The sequence below is a fragment of the Nonomuraea longicatena genome (genome assembly GCF_039525605.1).
Classification (GTDB): Bacteria; Actinomycetota; Actinomycetes; order Streptosporangiales; family Streptosporangiaceae; genus Nonomuraea; species Nonomuraea longicatena.
Genome location: NZ_BAAAHQ010000031.1, coordinates 126738 through 146136, shown reverse-complemented (window position 1 = coordinate 146136; position 19399 = coordinate 126738). Strand labels below are relative to the sequence as shown.

The 19399-nt window shown below is 71.0% G+C and carries 18 protein-coding genes; 9 read left to right on the top strand and 9 right to left on the bottom strand.

Annotated features, from left to right (window positions below; all coding sequences use genetic code 11):
- Window positions 1-1143 (top strand): amino acid ABC transporter ATP-binding/permease protein (locus tag ABD120_RS26995; protein WP_343952888.1); only part of this gene is annotated, 1143 nt, incomplete at its 5' end.
- 15 nt (window positions 1144-1158) lie between these two features.
- Here ABD120_RS26995 and ABD120_RS26990 read toward each other — a convergent pair.
- Window positions 1159-1305 carry a hypothetical protein gene (locus ABD120_RS26990; RefSeq protein WP_343952886.1) on the bottom strand — a complete coding sequence of 49 codons (147 nt, stop codon included), beginning with the start codon at window positions 1303-1305 and terminating at the stop codon, window positions 1159-1161.
- A gap of 211 nt (window positions 1306-1516) precedes the next feature.
- Here ABD120_RS26990 and ABD120_RS26985 point away from each other — a divergent pair, with 211 nt between their 5' ends.
- The 7 genes from ABD120_RS26985 (at window position 1517) to ABD120_RS26955 (ending at window position 8151) form a co-directional block, all read left to right on the top strand.
- Window positions 1517-3214: a discoidin domain-containing protein gene (locus tag ABD120_RS26985; protein WP_343952885.1), complete on the top strand. Its 1698-nt coding sequence runs from the start codon at window positions 1517-1519 to the stop codon at window positions 3212-3214.
- Between the two features lie 6 nt (window positions 3215-3220).
- Window positions 3221-4399, top strand: a complete 1179-nt coding sequence (locus ABD120_RS26980) for an MFS transporter (protein ID WP_343952884.1) — start codon at window positions 3221-3223, stop codon at window positions 4397-4399.
- Window positions 4396-5388, top strand: a complete 993-nt coding sequence (locus ABD120_RS26975) for a TolB-like translocation protein (RefSeq protein ID WP_343952883.1) — start codon at window positions 4396-4398, stop codon at window positions 5386-5388. Before ABD120_RS26980 ends, ABD120_RS26975 begins: the two co-directional genes overlap by 4 nt.
- Window positions 5389-5576: 188 nt before the next feature.
- Complete coding sequence (locus ABD120_RS26970; RefSeq protein ID WP_343952882.1) at window positions 5577-6194, top strand: hypothetical protein; 618 nt, start codon at window positions 5577-5579, stop codon at window positions 6192-6194.
- A complete protein-coding gene (locus tag ABD120_RS26965) occupies window positions 6191-6511 on the top strand; it encodes a transcriptional regulator (protein WP_343952881.1) in 321 nt (106 codons plus the stop codon). Before ABD120_RS26970 ends, ABD120_RS26965 begins: the two co-directional genes overlap by 4 nt.
- Window positions 6508-7401 (top strand): ABC transporter ATP-binding protein, encoded by an 894-nt coding sequence (locus tag ABD120_RS26960; protein WP_343952880.1) that lies wholly within the window; start codon window positions 6508-6510, stop codon window positions 7399-7401. The genes ABD120_RS26965 and ABD120_RS26960 overlap by 4 nt, the downstream gene beginning before the upstream one ends.
- Before the next feature lie 9 nt (window positions 7402-7410).
- Window positions 7411-8151 (top strand): ABC transporter permease, encoded by a 741-nt coding sequence (locus ABD120_RS26955; protein ID WP_343952879.1) that lies wholly within the window; start codon window positions 7411-7413, stop codon window positions 8149-8151.
- Window positions 8152-8196: 45 nt separating this feature from the next.
- On the opposite strand, the gene ABD120_RS26950 is transcribed toward ABD120_RS26955, so the two are convergent.
- Entirely contained in the window at window positions 8197-9849 is a 1653-nt protein-coding gene (locus ABD120_RS26950; protein ID WP_343952878.1) for an alkaline phosphatase D family protein, read from the bottom strand.
- A gap of 531 nt (window positions 9850-10380) precedes the next feature.
- Window positions 10381-11586, bottom strand: a complete 1206-nt coding sequence (locus ABD120_RS26945; protein WP_343952877.1) for a S1C family serine protease — start codon at window positions 11584-11586, stop codon at window positions 10381-10383.
- 459 nt (window positions 11587-12045) lie between these two features.
- Here ABD120_RS26945 and ABD120_RS26940 point away from each other — a divergent pair, with 459 nt between their 5' ends.
- The gene (locus tag ABD120_RS26940) at window positions 12046-13170 is read left to right on the top strand and encodes a methyltransferase domain-containing protein (protein WP_343952876.1); all 1125 of its coding nucleotides are present in this window, start codon (window positions 12046-12048) and stop codon (window positions 13168-13170) included.
- Window positions 13171-13230: 60 nt separating this feature from the next.
- On the opposite strand, the gene ABD120_RS26935 is transcribed toward ABD120_RS26940, so the two are convergent.
- The 6 genes from ABD120_RS26935 to ABD120_RS26910 form a co-directional block, all read right to left on the bottom strand.
- A complete protein-coding gene (locus ABD120_RS26935) occupies window positions 13231-13857 on the bottom strand; it encodes an HNH endonuclease family protein (protein WP_343952874.1) in 627 nt (208 codons plus the stop codon).
- Window positions 13858-14109: 252 nt separating this feature from the next.
- The gene (locus tag ABD120_RS26930; RefSeq protein WP_343952873.1) at window positions 14110-15651 is read right to left on the bottom strand and encodes an acyl-CoA synthetase; all 1542 of its coding nucleotides are present in this window, start codon (window positions 15649-15651) and stop codon (window positions 14110-14112) included.
- An 18-nt stretch (window positions 15652-15669) separates the two neighbouring features.
- Window positions 15670-16701 (bottom strand): C39 family peptidase, encoded by a 1032-nt coding sequence (locus tag ABD120_RS26925; protein WP_343952872.1) that lies wholly within the window; start codon window positions 16699-16701, stop codon window positions 15670-15672.
- 103 nt (window positions 16702-16804) lie between these two features.
- Window positions 16805-17650 carry a MetQ/NlpA family ABC transporter substrate-binding protein gene (locus ABD120_RS26920; protein WP_343952871.1) on the bottom strand — a complete coding sequence of 282 codons (846 nt, stop codon included), beginning with the start codon at window positions 17648-17650 and terminating at the stop codon, window positions 16805-16807.
- 11 nt (window positions 17651-17661) lie between these two features.
- Window positions 17662-18318, bottom strand: coding sequence for a methionine ABC transporter permease (locus ABD120_RS26915; protein ID WP_343952870.1), 657 nt, complete (start codon window positions 18316-18318; stop codon window positions 17662-17664).
- Window positions 18315-19274, bottom strand: a complete 960-nt coding sequence (locus ABD120_RS26910; protein ID WP_343952869.1) for a methionine ABC transporter ATP-binding protein — start codon at window positions 19272-19274, stop codon at window positions 18315-18317. Before ABD120_RS26910 ends, ABD120_RS26915 begins: the two co-directional genes overlap by 4 nt.
- Between the last annotated feature and the right edge of the window lie 125 nt (window positions 19275-19399).

Here is a 19399-nt window from a genome sequence, read left to right as displayed (position 1 = left end):
GCCGCGCTGGCCGCGCGCGTGGCCGACCTCGTGCACGGCTCCGCCGACCTCGCGGCGTACGGCGCGGGCGAGCGCGCGCTCGGGGCCGCGATGGAGGCCGACGGCGAACTGGCCGCGCTCGAACGCCGCCAGTCCCGCATCCACGCGGCCTCCCTCGGGGTGGGCACGCTGGTGCAGGGGCTGACCGTGGCGGCGGTGGTCCTCGTGGCCCAGGCGGCGGGGGCGGGGACGATCGGCACGGCCGTGCTCGCGCTGATGTCGCTGGTCGCCTTCGAGCCGGTGCTGCCGCTGGCGGCGGCCGGGGAGCGGATGGCGGGCATCACGGCGGCGCTGCGCCGCCTGCGCGAGGTCTCCTCCGCCACTCCGGCGATCACCGAGCCCTCGGCGCCCGCGCCGCTGCCTCTCACCGGGCAGAGCGTCGAGGTCGTGGATCTGGTCGTGCGGCACGAGCCCGGCGGGCGGGCCGCCGTGGACGGGGTGTCGTTCACACTGACGCGGGGGAAACGGGTCGCGCTCGTGGGGCCGAGCGGCGCCGGGAAGAGCACGGTGCTGGCGGCGCTGATGCGGCTCCTGGAGCCAGAGTCCGGAAACATCCGTGTGAACGGGGTGGAGACGCGGGAACTGGAGTCCGACCAGGTCCGGACGCTGATGACCGGGCTCACCCAGGATCCGTACATCTTCCAGGCGCCCCTGCGCGACAACCTCAGGCTCGCGGGACCGGACGCCGACGACGAACGCCTCCAGCGGGCCGTCCGCGACGCCCGCCTGGACGGCTGGGTCGCTGGCGTCGGATGGGACGCCGAACTCGGCGAGGACGGCCGCACCGTCTCCGGCGGTCAGCTCCAGCGGCTGGCGCTGGCGCGGGCGCTGCTGTACGACCCTCCGGTGCTGCTGCTCGACGAGCCCGCCGAGGCGCTGGACGAGGACACGGCCGACGCCCTGATGGCCGACCTCCTGGACGTCACCCACGACCGCACCACCCTGCTGGTCACCCACCGGCTCACGGGGCTGGAGCAGGTGGACGAGATCCTGGTCATGGAGCACGGCCGGATCATCCAGCGCGGTCATCACGACGACCTGGTCGCGACGCCCGGCTACTACCGGGACCTATGGCAGTCGGAGTCCCTGATCCGCCGCGCCTGATCCGCAGGCTCACGCTCAGGTTCCAGCGTCGCCGGACGGCGAGGGCACGGCGCACGGGCAGAGGACCATGAGGGAGTCCTCCGTGGTCGCCACCATGGCGAAGGGGAACCGGTCGAGTTCGAGACAGAGGGCGACGTCGTCGGGATGGGCTCCTTCACGCACACCCGGGCGCCCCGGAGACCATCCGAAAAGGGAAATGTCCATCGGAAGTTAGGAAACCTTCCTAACTACCTTGACAGGTACCGGGTCGCTTGTCACGATCGCCGGTAAGTGGCTTGGCGCGGCCTCCGCCCGGAGGTGACGTGCTCAGTGAGTTCTGCTGACCCGGCCGCGGTGTTCTGCATGTCCGTCGTCTCACCCCCAGGAGACAGCCATGTCCAGACATCGTCTCGCCCTGACCGTCGCCGCCGTCGCGGCCCTGCTCACCACCCTCTTCGTCGCGGCCGGCAGCGCCGCCGCCGTCGAATCCCTGCTCTCGCAGGGCCGACCCGCCACCGCCTCCTCCGTGGAAACCGCCTCCTACCCCGCGTCCGCCGCGTTCGACGGCGACACCGCCGCGTCGCGCTGGGCCTCCGCCGAGGGCAGCGACCCCCAGTGGGTGAGCGTCGACCTCGGCTCGGTGCAGCAGTTATCCAGGATCGAGCTGTTCTGGGAGGCCGCCTACGCCACGGCCTACCAGCTCCAGGTCTCCGCCGACGGGATCGCCTGGACCACCGTCCACGCCACCACCACCGGCGACGGCGGCCCGGACGAGATCGCCGGGCTCACCGCCTCCGCCCGCTACGTGCGCATGCACGGCACCGCCCGCGCCACCCCGTACGGCTACTCGCTGTACGAGATGCGGGTCTACGGCGGCACCCCCACCACCCCGTCATCGGAGCACCAGGCGGAGAGCGCCGTGCTGTCCCAGGCGTTCGTCGACACCAAGCACGCCGGGTACACCGGCACCGGGTTCGTCGACTACGTGAACACCGTCGGCGGCTACGTCGAGTTCAGCGTGACCGCCTCCACGGCGGGCCCGGCCAAGCTCACCTTCCGCTACGCCAACGGCACCACCGCCGACCGCCCGCTCGCCGTCGCGGTCAACGGCACCTCCGTCGCCACTCCGGCCTTCACGCCCACCGGCGCCTGGGCCACCTGGCAGAGCGTGGAGGTGCCCGCCACCCTCGTCGCCGGGACCAACACGGTCAGGGCCACCGCGACGACCGCCACCGGCGGCCCGAACCTCGACCGGCTCACGGTCGGCGCCGGCGGCCCGACCGAGCCGCCCGGCGGATTCGTGGTCGCCGCCGCAGGTGACATCGCCGCCCAGTGCACCGCGGCCTCCAGCGCCTGCGTGCACCCCAAGACCGCCGCGCAGGTGCGGTCGATGAACCCCGAGTTCGTCCTGACGATGGGCGACAACCAGTACGACGACGCCCTGCTCTCGGACTTCCGCGCCTACTACGACACGACGTGGGGCACGTTCAAGAGCAAGACCAGGCCCGCCGTCGGCAACCACGAGACCTACGACCCCGCCGGCGTGTACGCCGGGTACAAGGCCTACTTCGGCAACCTCGCCACCCCGCAGGGCAAGACGTACTACAGCTTCGACCGGGGCAACTGGCACTTCATCGCCCTCGACTCCAACTACTTCAACGACCGGGCCCAGATCGACTGGCTCACCGCCGACCTGAACGCCAACACCAAGGGCTGTATCGCCGCCTACTGGCATCACCCGCTGTTCAGCTCGGGGTCGCACGGCAACAACCCGATCAGCAAGCCGATCTGGCAGCTCCTGTACGCCAAGAAGGCCGACCTGGTGCTCAACGGCCACGACCACCACTATGAGCGCTTCGGCCCGCAGAACCCGGACCAGCAGGCGACCGGCGACGGCATCGTGGAGATCCTCGGCGGCATGGGCGGCGCCTCGCCGTACGGCATCCACAACGTCCAGCCCAACAGCCTCAAGCGCCTGACCAACACCTTCGGGGTGCTCAAGCTGACCCTCACGGACACCACGTTCAGCTCACAGCTCATCGGCGTCGACGGGGCCGTCAAGGACAGCAGCCCCACCTACACCTGCCACTGACGGCGGATGTACATCTCGCTGCGTGGGGGCCGCCTGTCCAAGGCGGTCCCCGCCAACGTCGTCGCGCTCGGCGCGGTCAGCCTGGTCACCGACATCTCCGCCGAGATGATCACCGCGGTCCTGCCGCTCTACCTCGTCGGCGCGCTCGGCCTCAGCCTGGTGCAGTTCGGCCTGCTGGACGGCCTGTACTTCGGGGTGACCGCCCTGGTCCGCCTGGCCGGCGGGCACGCGGCCGACCGCTGGCAACGCCGCAAGCTGGTCGCGGGCCTCGGCTACGGGCTGTCCGCCGTCTGCAAGCTCGGCCTGCTCGCGGCCGGTTCCTCGGTGCCGTGGCTGGGCGCCGTGGTCGCGGCGGACCGTACCGGCAAGGGCCTGCGCACCGCGCCCAGGGACGCGCTGATCTCGCTGAGCGTCCCGCCCGCCGGGCTCGGCGGCGCGTTCGGCGTGCACAGGGCGATGGACGCCGTCGGCGCCCTGCTCGGCCCGCTGGCGGCCTTCGCCGTGCTCACCGCCACCGCCGGAGCCTACGACGCGGTCTTCGTGACCAGCTTCTGCGTCGCGGTGCTCGGCGTCCTGCTCCTCGTCCTGTACGTCGGAGACCGGCGCGAACCGCTCGCCGCCGGGGCGTCGATCCGCTCGACCTTCCGCCTGCTGGCCGACCGCCGCTTTCGCCGCGTGTGCCTGGTGGCGGCGGCGCTCGGCCTGGTGACGGTCAGCGACCCGTTCGTCTACCTGCTTCTCCTGCGCGGCGGCGACACGGTCACCCCCGAGCTCTTCCCGCTGCTGCCACTCGGCACGGCGGCCGTCTACCTGCTGCTGGCCATCCCGCTGGGACGGCTCGCGGACCGGGTGGGCAGGGTCGCCGTCTTCCTCGGCGGGCATGTGGCGCTGGCGCTGGCCTACCTGGTGCTGATCGGTCCCGGCTGGCTGGTGCCGGTGCTGGTGCTGCACGGGGCGTTCTACGCGGCGACGGACGGGGTGCTGATGGCGGTGGCGGGACCGCTGCTCCCCGCAGGGCTGCGAACCGGTGGCCTGGCGCTGTTGCAGACCGGGCAGGCGTGCGCGCGCATGGTCTCGTCGATCGCGTTCGGCGTGCTGTGGGCGGCGTGGGGCGCGCAACCAGGGCTCATCGTGATGGCCGCCGGACTGGTCGTGGCGGCACTGCTCGCCTGGAGGACACTGTGACCGCAGACCACCCACCGCAGCCGGCCCCGGACGGCGCCGCCTCCCCCGCGAGGCGGGGGCGCCGGGCCGTCGTCCTGGTGGCCGCCGTCCTCGTACTGATCACCGGCGCCGCCGCCTACGCGGTACGGGCGACGGCCCCCGCCCCCGTCGCCGACCGCTCCTTCGACACGACCGCCCCCGGCAGGCTGCTGCTGCGCAGCGACGGCAGGATCGCGGCGGTCCCCCTGTCGAACCCGGCGGCGGCGCCCACGATCGGCTCCGCCTCCTGCGACCGCTTCTCCACGGCGAACGGCACCACCCTGTGCCTGGTCGCCCGGCCGGGCACCCCGCCCACGACCAGCGCCCTGATCCTGGACCGCACCCTGAAGGAGACCCGGCGGGTCGGCCTGGCCGGTGTCCCGAGCCGGGCCCGCATGTCGGCCAGTGGCCGGATGGCCTCGTGGACGGTCTTCGTCACCGGCGACTCCTACAACCAGGGCGGTTTCTCCACCTGGAGCGGGCTCCTGGACACCAGGACCGGCTACCTGATCACCAACATGGAGGACATCCCGCTGACCCTGAACGGCAGGCGCTACCACTCGGAGGACGTCAACTACTGGGGGGTGACTTTCGCCTCGGACGACAACCGTTTCTACGCCACGGTGAGCACGAAGGGCAGGACGTACCTGGTGGAGGGCGACTACGGGGCGTGGCAGGCGAGAACCCTGCGGGAGAACGCCGAGTGCCCCTCGCTCTCCCCTGACGGCACCCGCCTGGTCTTCAAGAAGCGCCTGTCCTCCGGGGAGTGGCGGCTGCACGCCCTGGACCTGGCCACCATGCGGGAGACCCCGCTGGCCGAGCGCGCCAGCATCGACGATCAGGTGGCGTGGCTGGACGCCGGCACCGTGATGTACGCCAAGGGCGGCGACCTCTGGTCCGCCAGGGCCGACGGCACGGGCGTCCCGTCCCTCCTCGCGAAGCGGGCCTCCTCCCCCAGCGCGCCGTCGTAGGTCCCGCGTACGGGTTCGGCGTCGCGGCGGGCAGGGGCGCGCGGGAGGAGCGTGCCCCTGGAGGCCCTGTATGCGGGTCGGCGGGTGGGGTTCGTGGGCTTTGCCGTAAAGATCAGCTTTTGAGAGGTTTGCGAATCAAACTCTTCTGGTTTATGGTTCAAACCAGTTTGAGAGAGTGAGGATTCGCGATGACAGACCAGGCCGACCGTCCCGAGGAGATACTGCGGCTCATCGAGAGCCAGCAGGCTCTCGCGATCCGGCGGTTCACCCCCGACCCGCTGCTCGCCTTCTCCTCCTGGGGAGTCGCCTGGCTCGTCGGGTTCGGGGCGTTCTTCCTGCGGCACGGCCTCGACGGGCAGGCCATCGTGCCGATCCCGCTGCCGGTCGCCATCGCCGTCCTCATGAGCAGCTTGATGATCGCGGGCGGCTGCATGGCGTACGCGCTGCACCGCTCCGGCGGCCAGATCCGGGGCAGGTCCGCCCAGCTCGGCATCGTGTACGGGCTCTCGTGGGCCGTCGGCATGATCTGCGCGAACATGATCGCCGCCAGGTTCGTGTCGGCCATCCAGGACGAGGCGCTGATCAGCCTGCTGTTCGCCGCCACCGCCATGCTCGTGACCGGTCTGCTCTACATCGCGGGCGGCGCGCTGTTCGACAGCTGGGCCTTCACCGGCCTCGGCGTCTGGGTGTCGGCGGTCAACCTGGTCGGCGCCATGATCGGCCCGGGGTGGCATGCGCTGCTGGTGGCCGTCCTGTGCGGCGGCGGCGCCATCGCCCTCGGCCTCTGGCTGCGGGCACGCCGGTGAGCGCCGAGCCCCTGCCCGAACTCGATCCGGTCATCCACGCCCAGGCCCGGCTGCGGGTCGTGGCCACGCTCAACACCCTGCCCGACGGCGACCAGATCGCCTTCCCCGGGCTGAAGGACGTGCTGGCCATGACCGCGGGCAACCTGTCCGTCCACCTGTCCAAGCTGGAGGAGGCGGGCTACGTGGACATCACCAAGACGCACCGGGGCCGCACCCCCGTCACCTACGTCGCCCTCACCAAGCGCGGCCGGGCGGCCTTCGACGACTACACCAAGGCGATCCGCGCCCTGCTCGACACCGCTGGAGGCACGTCATGACCGCACTCGCCAGGACCGTCGAGGTCACCCGCCGCTACGGCGAGGCGCTGGCGCTCGACCGGGTGTCCCTCGACATCGGCGCGGGCGAGGTCGTCGGACTGCTCGGCCCCAACGGGGCGGGCAAGTCCACGCTGATCAACCTGTTCGTCGGGCTGCGCCGTCCGACGTCCGGCACGGTGGAACTGCTCGGCGGCTCCCCCTCCGATCCCGTCGTACGGCGCGGCATCGGCGTCACCCCTCAGGAGACCGGCCTGCCGGAGGCGCTGCGTGTGGGCGAAATCGTCGACTTCGTCACCAGCCACTTCCCCGAACCGCTCGGCCGGTCCGAACTGCTCGGCCGGTTCGGGCTCACCGACCTGGCCCGGCGGCAGGTGGGCGGGCTGTCCGGCGGGCAGAAGCGCCGCCTGGCCGTCGCCCTGGCCTTCGCGGGCAACCCGCGCCTGGTCTTCCTCGACGAGCCGACGACCGGCCTCGACGTCGAGGCCAGGCTGACGCTCTGGGACGGCATCAGGGCCTTCCACGACGACGGCGGCACCGTCGTGCTGACCAGCCATTATCTGGAGGAGGTCGAGGCCCTCGCCAAGCGTGTGGTGGTGGTCGCCCAGGGGCGGGTGCTGGCCGACGACACCGTGCGCGCGGTCCGCGAGATGGCGGGCGTGCACCGGGTGTCGTTCGTCGCGGACCCGGTGTCCGAACTGCCCGAGCTGCCCGGAGTGCTGGCCCACACGGTCGAGGACGGCCGCGTCCGGCTCGTCACCGGCGACGCCGACCGCCTGGTCGTGAGCCTGGTGCGCAGCGGGGTCGCCTTCTCCGGGCTGGAGGTCCGGCCCACGTCCCTGGAGGAGGCTTTCCTCGCCCTCACCGCCTCCGCAGTCGCAAGCCCCTCGTAGGAGACCCCCATGACCGGCCTGATCCTCGCGCACACGCGCCACCAGATGCTCGAACAGCTCCGCGTCCCCATCGGACTGATCGCCAGCGCCTTCTTCCCCTCCGTCTCGATGCTGGTCTTCGCGGTGCCGTTCACCGGCGACGACGCGGCGGCCGCCACCCGGGCGACCGCCTCGATGATGCTGATCGGCGCCATGTCCGCCGCGCTCATCGGGCTGTCCGTCACCATCGCCCAGGATCGCGAGCTGCCCTGGAACCCGTACGTCCGCACCCTTCCCGCGGGCCCGCTCCCCCGCTTCGCCGGGCGCATCCTCACGACGCTGGCGATCATGTTCCTCGCGGTGATCCCCGTGCTCGTCATCGCGGCGCTGCTCACCGAGGCGACCATCACCGTGCCGCGCCTGCTGCTCGGGCTCGTGGCGCTGGCGGTCGGCGCGGTGCCGTTCATGCTGATGGGACTGTTCCTCGGCTTCCTGCTGCCGTCGAAGGGGGCCGTCGCGGTCTCGCAGATCGCGTTCTTCCCGCTGGCGATCGTCGGCGGGCTGATGCTGCCGCTGCAGTTCATGCCGGAGTTCGTGCAGACGCTCTCGCTGTTCTTCCCTGCCCGGGGCTCCGGCGAGCTGATGTGGTGGGCGGTCACGGGCGCGGCCCCGCACCCGGCCGCGCTCGCCGCCCTCGCCGTCTGGACCGCGGCCTCGGCCGTGCTGGCGGTGTGGGCCTATCGCCGCGACGAGGGCCGCCGCTTCTCCTGAACGGCGCCCGCACCCCGGGGTACGGGCGCCTTCGGCGTGGACGGCTCAGCGGGCGGGCTGCTCGGCCAGATGGTCCGGCGGGCTGGCCACGTCCGGCACCGAGCGCACCCCCACGGGCGGGTTGTCGGCGATCTGATGCAGGCCGGGACGGCCCGCCTCGACGGCGAACGAGGCCCGCGTCGACACCGGCGCGCCGGGCCTGGACACGTACGGGACGACCCGGTAGTCGACCGTCAGCGTCTCCGGCGTCGCCCTGGCCCGCACGTATCCGCGCTGGACGTTGTGGAAGCGCAGGTGCGGGTTGGCCCGCATGAAGATCTGCCCGAGCCGGTCCTGGTCGGCGCCGTCCCTGCCGGAGGAGATCGAGGTGCCCGCGAACTCGACGCCCATCACCGGCGCGGCCGGGTCGTCGAAGTCGGTCTTCAGCTCGGCGGCGAGGCTGCGGTGGATGTCACCGGAGATCACGACCGGGTTGCTCACCTCGCGCTCGACCATCCCCGACAGCAGCCGGTGGCGGGCGGCGGCGTAGCCGTCCCACAGATCCATGCCGAACGACTGCACCTCCGGGCTCGCGTCGTGGTCGAGCGGCGCCATGAGCAACTGGTTGGCGACGACGTTCCAGGTGGCGTGGGAGCGGCCGAGCGTGCTCAGCAGCCATTCCTCCTGTTCGGCGCCCAGCATGGTGCGGTTCGGGTCCAGGCGCTCGGCACAGCCGACCTTCTCGCCGTCGCCGCACGGCTGGTCGTCACGGTACTGGCGGGTGTCCAGCACGCTGAAGGCGGCCAGCCTGCCGAACGCCTGACGGCGGTACAGCCGCATGTCCGGACCCCACGGCATCGAGCCCCTGCGCAGCGGCATGTGCTCGTAGTACGCCTGGAAGGCCGCGGCGCGGCGCTGCAGGAAGACCTGGCGGTCCTGGTCGGGCTCATTGTCGATCTGGGAGATGTCCCCGGCCCAGTTGTTCTCGACGTCGTGGTCGTCGACCGTGACCATCCAGGGGCAGGACGCGTGCGCCGCCTGCAGGTCGGCGTCGGTGCGGTAGAGGGCGTGGCGGTTGCGGTACTCGGTGAGGGTGAAGGTCTCCTTCAGGTACTGCTCCGGCAGGGTGAGGCCGCGGACCCCGCCGGTGGCGCCGACGCCGTACTCGTAGAGGTAGTCGCCGAGGTGGAACAGGACGTCCAGGTCCTCCTCCGCCAGGTGCCGGTAGGCGGTGTAGAAGCCCTCGTACCAGTTCTGGCAGGAGACGAAGGCGAAGGCCAGGCTGTCCGGGCGGGCGCCGGGGGCGGGCGCGGTCTTGGTGCGTCCGACGGGGCTGATCTCGCCGCCGGCGCGGAAGCGGTAGTGGTACTCACGGCCGGGGCGCAGGCCGTGCAGTTCCACGTGGACGCTGTGGCCGTACTTCGGCTGGGCGGCCGCGCGGCCTTCGCGGACGACGCGGCCGAAGCCCTCGTCCTCGGCGATCTGCCACTGTACGGTCACCGGACGGTCGGGCATCCCGCCCCGGCCGTCGACGGCGAGCGGATCCGGGGCCAGCCTGGTCCATAACACGACGCCGTCGGGGGCCGGGTCGCCGGAGGCCACTCCGAGGGTGAAGGGGGTACTTGAGGCTCCGGCCGATCCTGTCCAGCCGGGGATGGCGGCGGCCGACCCCGCTACGAGGGTGGCGGTGAGAAAGCCCCGGCGACTGACCTTGTTCATGGCGAGCTCCTGTGGTCAGGGAGGAGTCGATCGCCGCCCAGCCCACCATGAAGACGGAGGTCCTAAGTGATCTAGAAGTTGATATTTCCCGACATCGTCATGAACGGATTATTTGTTCAGAAATTCTGATCTCTTGATCGCTCTTTACCTGCTTGGCGGAAATTTCGGCCATATGCCCTGGGAGGCGGGTGAGAGCGGAGTCGTCGCCCTGCGGGGCGGCAGCGGCGAGGAGCGCCGGAACGGGCGAGCACGGGCGACGGCGGGCGGGGGGTGGGGGCGGCTGGGCCGTGAGGGGAAGGGGGGTTGGGGGCGCCGAGCCGTGACGGCGGGGGCCGGGAAGTCTGCCGCAGCCGAGACCGGCCGAAATGCCCGGCCAGTAGCGGCGAATCCCCGCCGGGCGCGTACGAAAGACGCCCGCACGCCGAGCGTGCGGGCGTCATCGACAAACGGACGGATCGCCACGTCCGTGGCGGGGGGACGCGCCGCCGAGTCCGCAGCGATCTCGACGGCGCGCCCGTCCGTGAGGGGGTCCTATTTTCTCTCTTCGAGGGTAACGGTCACCTCAGCGGTGCGTCCGTCCCTCATATATGTGATCTTGACCTGTTGTCCCGGTTTGAAACCTCTGACCAGCCCACTGACTGTGTCACCGCCGTCGGCCGTCTTGTCGCCGATCTTCGTGATGACGTCCCCCTGCCGCAGCCCCGCCTTGGCCGCGGGACCGTTCTCCGTCACCTGGCCGATCAGCGCCCCGGGCACGTCCCCACTGGCGTCCGTGACGCTCACGCCCAGGAACGCGTGCCGCACCTTCCCACCGGAGATCAGCTGGTCGGCCACCTGCTTGGCGGTGTTGACCGGGATCGCGAAACCGACGCCGATGTTGCCCGTGCTGCCCGCCGTCGCGATCGCGGTGTTGATCCCGACGAGCTGACCGGCCGCGTTGACGAGCGCTCCACCGGAGTTGCCGGAGTTGATGGCCGCGTCCGTCTGGATCGCGCCCGCGATCGAGGCCCGCTCGGGGGCGCCGCCCTGCTGCTCGCGTCCGGGCCAGCCCGGCGGGACCCGCTCCTGCTCGCCGCCGACGTTGAGCGTGCGGTCGAGCGCGCTGACGATGCCCGAGGTGACGGTGCCGTCGAGGCCGAGGGGGCTGCCGACCGCGAGCACGGCGTCGCCCACCTTGAGCTGGTCGCTGTCGCCGAGTTCGGCCTTGGTCAGCCCGGAGGCCTCCGCCCTGATGACCGCGAGGTCCGTGGCCGGGTCGGTGCCGACGATGCTCGCCTTGGCGGTCTTGCCGTCGCTGAACTTGACGGTCAGCTGGCCGCCCTGCCCCGAGACCACGTGGTTGTTGGTGAGGATGAGGCCGTCCTCCGACAGGACGACTCCCGAGCCGCCCGCGACCTGGCCCTGGATCATGACGACCGACGGCTGCACCTTCTTGGCGACGTCGGCCACGGTGAGTGCGTTGGAGGCCGCCTTGAACGTGGGGCTGGGGGCCGAGACCACGGTGTCCGGCCGGAAACCGTTGGCGATGGCCGCCCCCGCGACACCTCCGCCGATCGCCATGGCCGCCAGCGCCAGCCCGGCGATGACCTTCTGCCCGGCGCTGAAGCCGGGCTTCCTGGCCGCCGGGGGCGGAGGCGGCGCCATGACGGCAGGTTCCTGCCGGGTGAAGCCCCCGGCGGCAGGCGGCTTGTCGCCGAACTGGGTCCAGCCCTGCTCGCGAGGCTCGTTCGCGTCCATTTCTCGTCTCCTCAAGTCTGCTGACTCCAGAGTGCCAAGTGCCGCGTTAAGTCAGGCTAAGCCGCTGGTCGGAGGGGTGATCACGGGCTGATGCCCGCTTTATCGGCGCTGGTCGGCAGCTTGGCGCCCGCCAGGAGAATTCTCAGGCCGGCACCGTCTCCGGCGACCGTACGAGAATCGGCCGACGCCCGGCGGCCCACCGGCCTTCTCCTACGCGACGTCGGGGTCCTTGACCTGACCAGCAGGTCTGCGGACTCTATCCAGTGGGACGGTGGTCGCCGCCGGGCCTCACTGTCATGCTCATCCCGTGAACTGACGGCCACGCTCAGCAGGAGGGAAGATCATGGGTGGCAAGCACGAAGGCGAGAAGCCCTCGGACAAACCAGTGCCGAAACCGCAGCCGAGCAAGGACGGTTCTCGCCCCGACCATCCCGGTAAGCACGAGGAGCCCAAGAAGTCGTGAACATCGGTGAAGGTATCGACGGTCTCGCCGACCGGGTCACCGGCTCCGACGAACGGTGGCGGCGGGCGTTCCACGCCGTTCCCCGCCACCTGTTCGTCTCCGACCGGGCGTGGTGCCATCCCGACGACGGAACCGGCTACCTCATCGACAGAGCGGCCGACCCGGGCACCTGGACGGACGCCGTGTACTCCGACGCGGCGATCATCACCCAAGTGGACGACGGTGAGACCGACGTCGCCCTCGGCGAGGGTGAGTACACCTCCTCCTGTTCCAAACCGAGTGTCGTCGTCTCAGGGCTGGATCTGCTCGGCGCCTTCGACGGCGACGAGGTCCTGGAGATCGGCACCGGCACAGGATGGACAGCGGGGTTCCTGTCGGACCGGCTCGGCGAGGACAACGTCACCAGCGTCGAGATCGACCGGGAAGTACTCTCCGGAGCCGCCGAGAACCTGAAGCGGGCCGGGTACTCCCCCCGACTGGTCCACGGAGACGGGGAAGAGGGATGCCAGGAAGGCGCCCCCTACGCCCTGATTCACGCCACCTGCGGCGTGAGCGAGGTGCCATACGCCTGGGTGGAGCAGACGAGGCCGGGCGGCACGATCGTCGTACCCTGGATGCCTCGCTGGCAGGGCGGGCACCTGGTGCGGTTGACGGCCGTCGGCGACGGCACGGCCGTGGGCGGTTTCCACGGTGGCGTGACCTTCATGATGCTGCGCTCCCAGCGGTGGAGCCTCCCCGAACTCGACGGCGAGTACCGCAGATCGGCCGCCTACCTCGATCCACGCCGGGTCGTCCGGACCTCGTACGGGGCGGAGGTCGCCGTCGCGGCACTGCTGCCGGATGTCGCCGGGACGTACGACGACCAGGGCGTGGGCGAGTTCCATCTGTCGTTGTGGTCCGACTGCTCGGACGCTCAGGTGCACTACGCGCCGGACTACAAACGCGTCGCCGTGCTGCAGAGAGGGCCACGCGACCTGTGGGACGAGGTGTCCGGCGCCTTCCTGCGGTGGGTGGCGTGGGGATCTCCGGGGCGTGAGAGGTTCGGCATGACCATCGGCCCGGGTGGCGGGCAGATCTGGCTCGATTCGCCCGGCAACCCCGTGGGACGAACGGTCGCCTGAACGCCGAGCGCTCGGCGACGCCCCCGAGCGTCCGTCTTTGCTCGGGGGCGTCTGCGGTGCTCAGGTGCAGGTCGCGAGCATCTGCGTGAGCGCGTTCCGTTCGGCGGGCTGCATCGTCAGGCCCCAGTCGTGCTTCACGTCCGTCCACGAGCGGGCGTAGTCGCAGTAGAAGGAGGCCAGCGGCGGACGCCACGTGCTTGGGTCCTGGTCGCCCTTGGCCTGGTTCACCCGGTCGGTGACCGCCCACAACTGCGTGTCGGCCATCGAGTTGGCGAACGCCTTCCGTCGTTCGGTCGTCCACGCCCAGGCGCCGCTGCGCCACGCCTCCTTCAGCGGCACCATGTGGTCGATGTCGATGTCCGACGCCTGCGTCCAGGTCCCGCCGTCGTACGGACTGACCCACGTGCCCGACACTGCCGCGCACTGCGCGTCCACGACCACGTCGCGCCCGTCGCGCTTCAGCACCTCCTCCCGCGTGTTGCAGGCGCCCGACACCGTGCTCCAGTGCGGGAACAGGCGCCGGTCGTAGGAGTCCGCGTGCTCCTCGGCGGCGACGGGGATGAGATTCAGCTCGGTCAGCGCCTCCGCGGCGGTCGGCATACCGGGCGGGATGAGCGGGGCGGCCTCGGCCGGGGCCGGGATGAGCGGGATCAGGGGCAGGAGGATCGCGACGAGTACGCGTCTCATGTGCAGGACCTCTCAGCCCGGCGCCGAGACTGCGTTCTCGCAGGTCAGGGTGCGGCGCCGGGGACGAGGTCACGGTGTCAACGGGGCGAATCACCGAATGTGGTGACACGCTGCCAATGAAGATCTCTATGCACAGTGCAGACGCGGATCAACAACCCGGCGAGGGACGAAACTCCGGCAGGCTCGCGCGAGCGGACGGCCGGTCCCGCCGTATCAGGGCGCGGCGTTCCTTGACCGGCCCATGAGGGGGCCTCACGGCGTGTCGCGGTGCGGCCAGTACTCGTCTCTGAGCAGCCGCTTGTACAGCTTGCCCGTGGGATGGCGGGGCAGTTCGTCGCGGAAGTCCACCGATTTCGGGCACTTGAAGTGGGCCAGCCGCTCCCGGCAGTAGGCGATGAGCTCGGCCTCCAGCGCCGGGCCCGCCTCGGCCGAGGAGTCCGGCTGTACGACCGCCTTGACCTGCTCGCCCATCACCTCGTCCGGTACGCCGAAGACCGCGACGTCGGCCACCTTGGGATGGAGGGCCAGCACGTTCTCGGCCTCCTGCGGGTAGATGTTCACCCCGCCGGAGATGATCATGTATGAGCGGCGGTCGGTGAGGTAGAGGAAACCCTCCTCGTCGAGGTAGCCGATGTCGCCGAGCGTCGTCCAGCCCCGGCTGAGGGGGTCGCGGGAGGCGCGGGTCTTCTCCGGGTCGCCGTGGTACTCGAAGGAGGGGCCGTCGGCGAAGTACACGGTGCCGTGCTGGCGCGGCGGCAGTTCCGCGCCGTCCTCGTCGCAGATGTGCACGGTGCCGAGGAGGGAGCGGCCGACGGTGCCCTTGTGGGTGAGCCAGTCCTGCGGGCCCGCGTAGAGGAAGCCGTTGCCCTCGGTGCCCGCGTAGTACTCGTGGACGATCGGCCCCCACCACTCGATCATCCGTTCCTTGACGGGAACCGGGCAGGGGGCGGCCGCGTGGATGGCGCACCGCAGGCTGGACACGTCGTAGCGGTTCCTGGTCTCCGGGGGCAGTTTGAGCATCTTGATGAACATCGTCGGCACCAGTTGCGTGTGCGTGACCCGGTACTTCTCGACGAGTTCCAGGTACCTCTCCGGGTCGAAGCGCTCCATCACCACGATCGTGGCGCCCAGCCGCTGGAAGGTCATGCAGTAGCGCAGCGGCGCCGCGTGGTAGAGCGGCGCGGGCGACAGGTAGACGTTGTCGGGGCCGGGGTCGAACAGCAGCGACACCAGGCCGAACAGCGGGCCGGGGGTGTCCAGCGGCGCCAGGCCGAGGTTGGGTTTGACGCCTTTGGGGCGGCCGGTGGTGCCGGAGGAGTACAGCATGTCGGCGCCCTGGCACTCGTCGGCGATCGGCGTCGGCGGCTGCTCGGCGACGGCCCGCTCGAAGGAGTCGAAGCCGTCGGCGACGCCGTCCGTCATCAGCCGCACCCGTACGGCCGGCGTCCGCGCCACGATGGCGCCGGCCACCTCGGCGAGGCCGGCCGAGGTGATGAACGCCTGTGCTCCGCAGTTGTCGACGATGTAGGCGAGTTCGTCGGGCCGCAGGCGTGAGCTGATCGCGGTGTAGTAGAGACCGGAGCGGTGCGCGGCCCAGGCCACGACCAGGAAGAGCGGGTGGTTGGGCAGCATGAAGGCGATGTGGTCGCCCGGTTTCAATCCCGCCGACCGGAACAGGTGGGCGAGCCGGTTCGACTCCTCGTCGAGGCGGCGGTAGGTGATGATCTCTCCGGAGCCCGCCATGATCACAGCGGGCTTGTCTGGGGTGACTGCTGCGACGGCTCCCGGATACATGACCAGAACAGTATTCCGCTACCGGTCTGCCCGGAAGGGGCGGATAACATACGCTGTGCCGGAACTCGAGCGCTGCCAGGCCCGCTCGAAGGCGTCGCGCGGATACACCGCGCGCACCCCCTTCGCCGCCGGGTCGTTGGCGATGACCGCGCCCTCGCGGGTGAACCCGGTGACGACCATGAGGTGCCCGTCCGAGCTGTAGCCGAGTTCCTTCGCCGTGAACGACAGCGAGGTCACCACCGGCACCCCGGCCGCGACCAGCGCCTCGGCCTCGGCCAGCGACGTGAGGCGCACGACGCGGGCGTCGAGGCCGAAGCGCCCCGCGTAGGCGGTGTTGAAGGCCCAGTTGCCGGTGCCCCGGTAGGCCCGGTCGTAGGTGTGCCTGGCCGCGTGGTCGACGGCCGGGTCGGGGTCACCGCGCGGCACCCAGGTCAGCTCGGCCGCCCGCGGCCCTTTCCGCCAGTACGCCAGGACCATCGCGGTGGCCGCCGGGCTGCACCAGCCCCGGCCGCCGTGCCCGGCGTGCGCGAGCTGCGACTTGCGCGGCACCGGCAGCTCCGTCCCCCACGCCTGCCCGCCGCGCGCACGAGCGCCGCCGGGCCGCGACGCCGCCGCCGCGAGCGTGCGCACCCTCGCCGACACGGCCGCGCCCGGCCGCCGGTACAGCGAGACGCGCAGCCGGTAGGCGGTGACCGGCCGGGCCGCCGCGAAGACGTCGGTGGCGACCCTGCCGTGCGCGTCGGCCTGCCCGGTGACACTGGTGCGCGGCCCGTCGTAGGACCAGTCGCCCATCACGTACCACCGGGAGCCGGGGACGCTCAGCTCGACCCGGACGTGGGTGCCCGGCGGGGTGTCGGCCGTCCACGAGGGGACGATCTCGGTGGCGGGGAAGCCGAGCCGCTGCCTGCCCGAGGTCCACCGGGCCACCTCCCACGCACCCCGCCTGACGTAGGATCCGGGGGTTCCGGGGACGACGGACCGGTTGTCGGCCCGCCCGTCCTGGGGCAGCGGTCCCGGCAGGGTCAGCAGCACGGCGATCAGAAGGCGCACAGTCTCATGACTCGCCCGGATCGCCCCTGGCCCACCCCAAGATTGCCCCCGGGTACGGCGAAGCCGCGACCCCCGTCCGGGGATCGCGGCCACGCGCGTGAGGTCACTCCGCCGGGATGACGGCGCCCTCGTACTTGCCCTTGATGAAGTCCTTGACCTTCTGGTCCTGGAGCAGCTTGCCCAGGGTCACGATGGCGGCGTCCGTCTCGTGTCCCTGCTGGACGACCAGGCCGTTGACGTAGGGGTTGCCCTCGGTCTTCTCCAGCACCAGTGCCTGCGACGCGGGCTTGAGCCCGGCCTCGATGGCGTAGTTGCCGTTGATGACGGCGGCGTCGACATCCTCCAGCGAGCGGGGCAGCTGAGCAGCCTCCAGCGGCTTGAAGACCAGCTTCTTGGGGTTGCCCTCGACGTCGCGCTCGGTCGCCGCGGTGCCCGCGCCCGCCTTCAGGGTGATGAGGCCGTTGTCGGCGAGCAGCTTCAGGGACCGGCCGAGGTTGGTGGCGTCGTTGGGGACGGCCACGGTGGCGCCCTCCGCCAGCGCGTTCACCTCGGTGATCTTCTTGGAGTACAGGCCCAGCGGCTCCAGGTGCACGGGTACGGCGAAGCCGAGCTTGGTGCCCTTGGAGGCGTTGAAGTCGTCGAGGTACGGCTTGTGCTGGAAGAAGTTGGCGGTCAGCTCGCCCTCGGCGAGCTGCGTGTTCGGCTGCACGTAGTCGGTGAACTCGACGATCTCGAGGTTCAGCCCGGCCTGCTTGGCCAGGTTGTCCTTGACGAAGGCGAGGATCTCGGCGTGCGGCACGGGACTCGCGCCGACCTTGATCACGGTGTCGGCCGACTCGGCGGCGCCGGTCGAGGCGCTCGGGGCGGCACCGGTCGCGGACTGCGACGTACCGCATGCGGCGAGCAACAGCGAAAGAGCAGCAACACCCACCAGGGCGCGAATCTTCATGATTTATCCCTCTATTTGTGTGAAAGACGCCGGGCGACCAGGTCACCCAGGCTCTGAATCAGTTGCACGAGCACGATCAGCACCACGACGGTGGCGATCATGACCGGTACCTCGAAGCGCAGATAGCCGTACCTGACGGCCAGGTCGCCCAGCCCGCCGCCGCCGACGGTCCCGGCCATCGCCGAGTAGCCGACCAGCGCGACGACCGTGACCGTGATGCCCGCGACGATCCCGGGCCAGGCCTCGGGCAGCAGCACCTTGCGCACGATCGCCGTACGGCCGGCGCCCATCGCCTGGGCGGCCTGCACCACGTCGGTGCCGACCTCGCGCAGCGCGGTCTCGACGAGCCGGGCGAAGAACGGCACGGCGCCGACGGTCAGCGGCACCACCATGGCGGCGGTCCCGATCGTGGTGCCCGCCACCAGCCGGGTGAAGGGGATGATCGCGATCATCAGCACGATGAACGGCAGCGACCTGCCCACGTTCACGATCGCGCCGAGCACGGACTTGAACACGGGCAGCGGCCGCAGCCCGCCTCTGTCGAACACGACGAGCGCCACGCCGAGCGGCAGCCCGAGCAGGACGGTGAACAACGTCGCGAGCCCCACCATCTGGAGGGTCTCGCCCGCCGCCACCCACAGCAGCGGTGCCAGTTCGTCCCAGTTCATCGGCTGCCTCCTTCGGCCACTTCCACGATCAGGCCCAGCGAGCGCAGGTACGCGAGCGCGGGATCCGGGTCGCCGGAGAGGGTGACGCGCAGCCGCCCGACGCGGGCGCCCGCGAGGTTCTCGATCGCGCCGCCGAGGATGCTCACGTCGGTGCCGAACTTCCGGACCACCTCCGAGATCACCGGCTCGTCGGCCTGCCCGGTGAAGGTGAGGGTGATGTCGCCGGGCGCCGGCGCGGGCAGCGGGAAGATCTCCCTGGTCAGCCGGGAGCCCGGGGTACGGATCAGCTCGGCCAGCGTGCCCGACTCCTCGACCCGCCCGTCGGCCATGATGGCGACCGAGTCACACACGGCCTTGACCACGTTCATCTCGTGGGTGATGAGCAGGATCGTGAGGCCGAGTTCGGTGTTGAGCCGCTTGAGCAGGTCCAGGATGGAGGCGGTGGTGGCGGGATCGAGGGCAGAGGTGGCCTCGTCGGACAGCAGCACCGACGGGTTGCCCGCCAGCGCCCTGGCGATCCCGACGCGCTGCTTCTGACCGCCGGACAGTTGTGCCGGCCGGTCGCCGCCGCGTCCGCCGAGCCCGACGAGGTCGAGGAGTTCGGCGACGCGCCGCTCCCGCTCGGCCCTGGGGACGCCCATGACCTCCAGGGGGAAGGCCACGTTGCCCGCGACCGTGCGCGAGGACAGCAGCGCGAAATGCTGGTGGATCATGCCGATGCGCTGACGGGCCTTGTTGAGGTCGCGGTCGCCGAGCGCGGTCAGGTCCTGGCCGGCGACGGTGACAGTGCCTTCGGAAGGCCGTTCGAGCAGGTTGACGCAGCGCAGCAGCGTGCTCTTCCCGGCGCCACTCTGGCCGAGCACGCCGTAGATCTCACCCTGGCGCACGTGCAGGTCGACGCCGTCGAGCGCGACCGTGCGGCCGTAGAGTTTGCGCAGGCCGGAAGCCTGGATCACGTGTTCTTCCCCATCAACGGCCAGCGGCCGCGCGCATGGCGCAGCGCTGGAACGGACATCGGCAGCGAGGCGGGCGCCTGCTAGCGGGTGCCAGGGTGGAAGGGCAGGTGGCTCAGCCTGCGCAG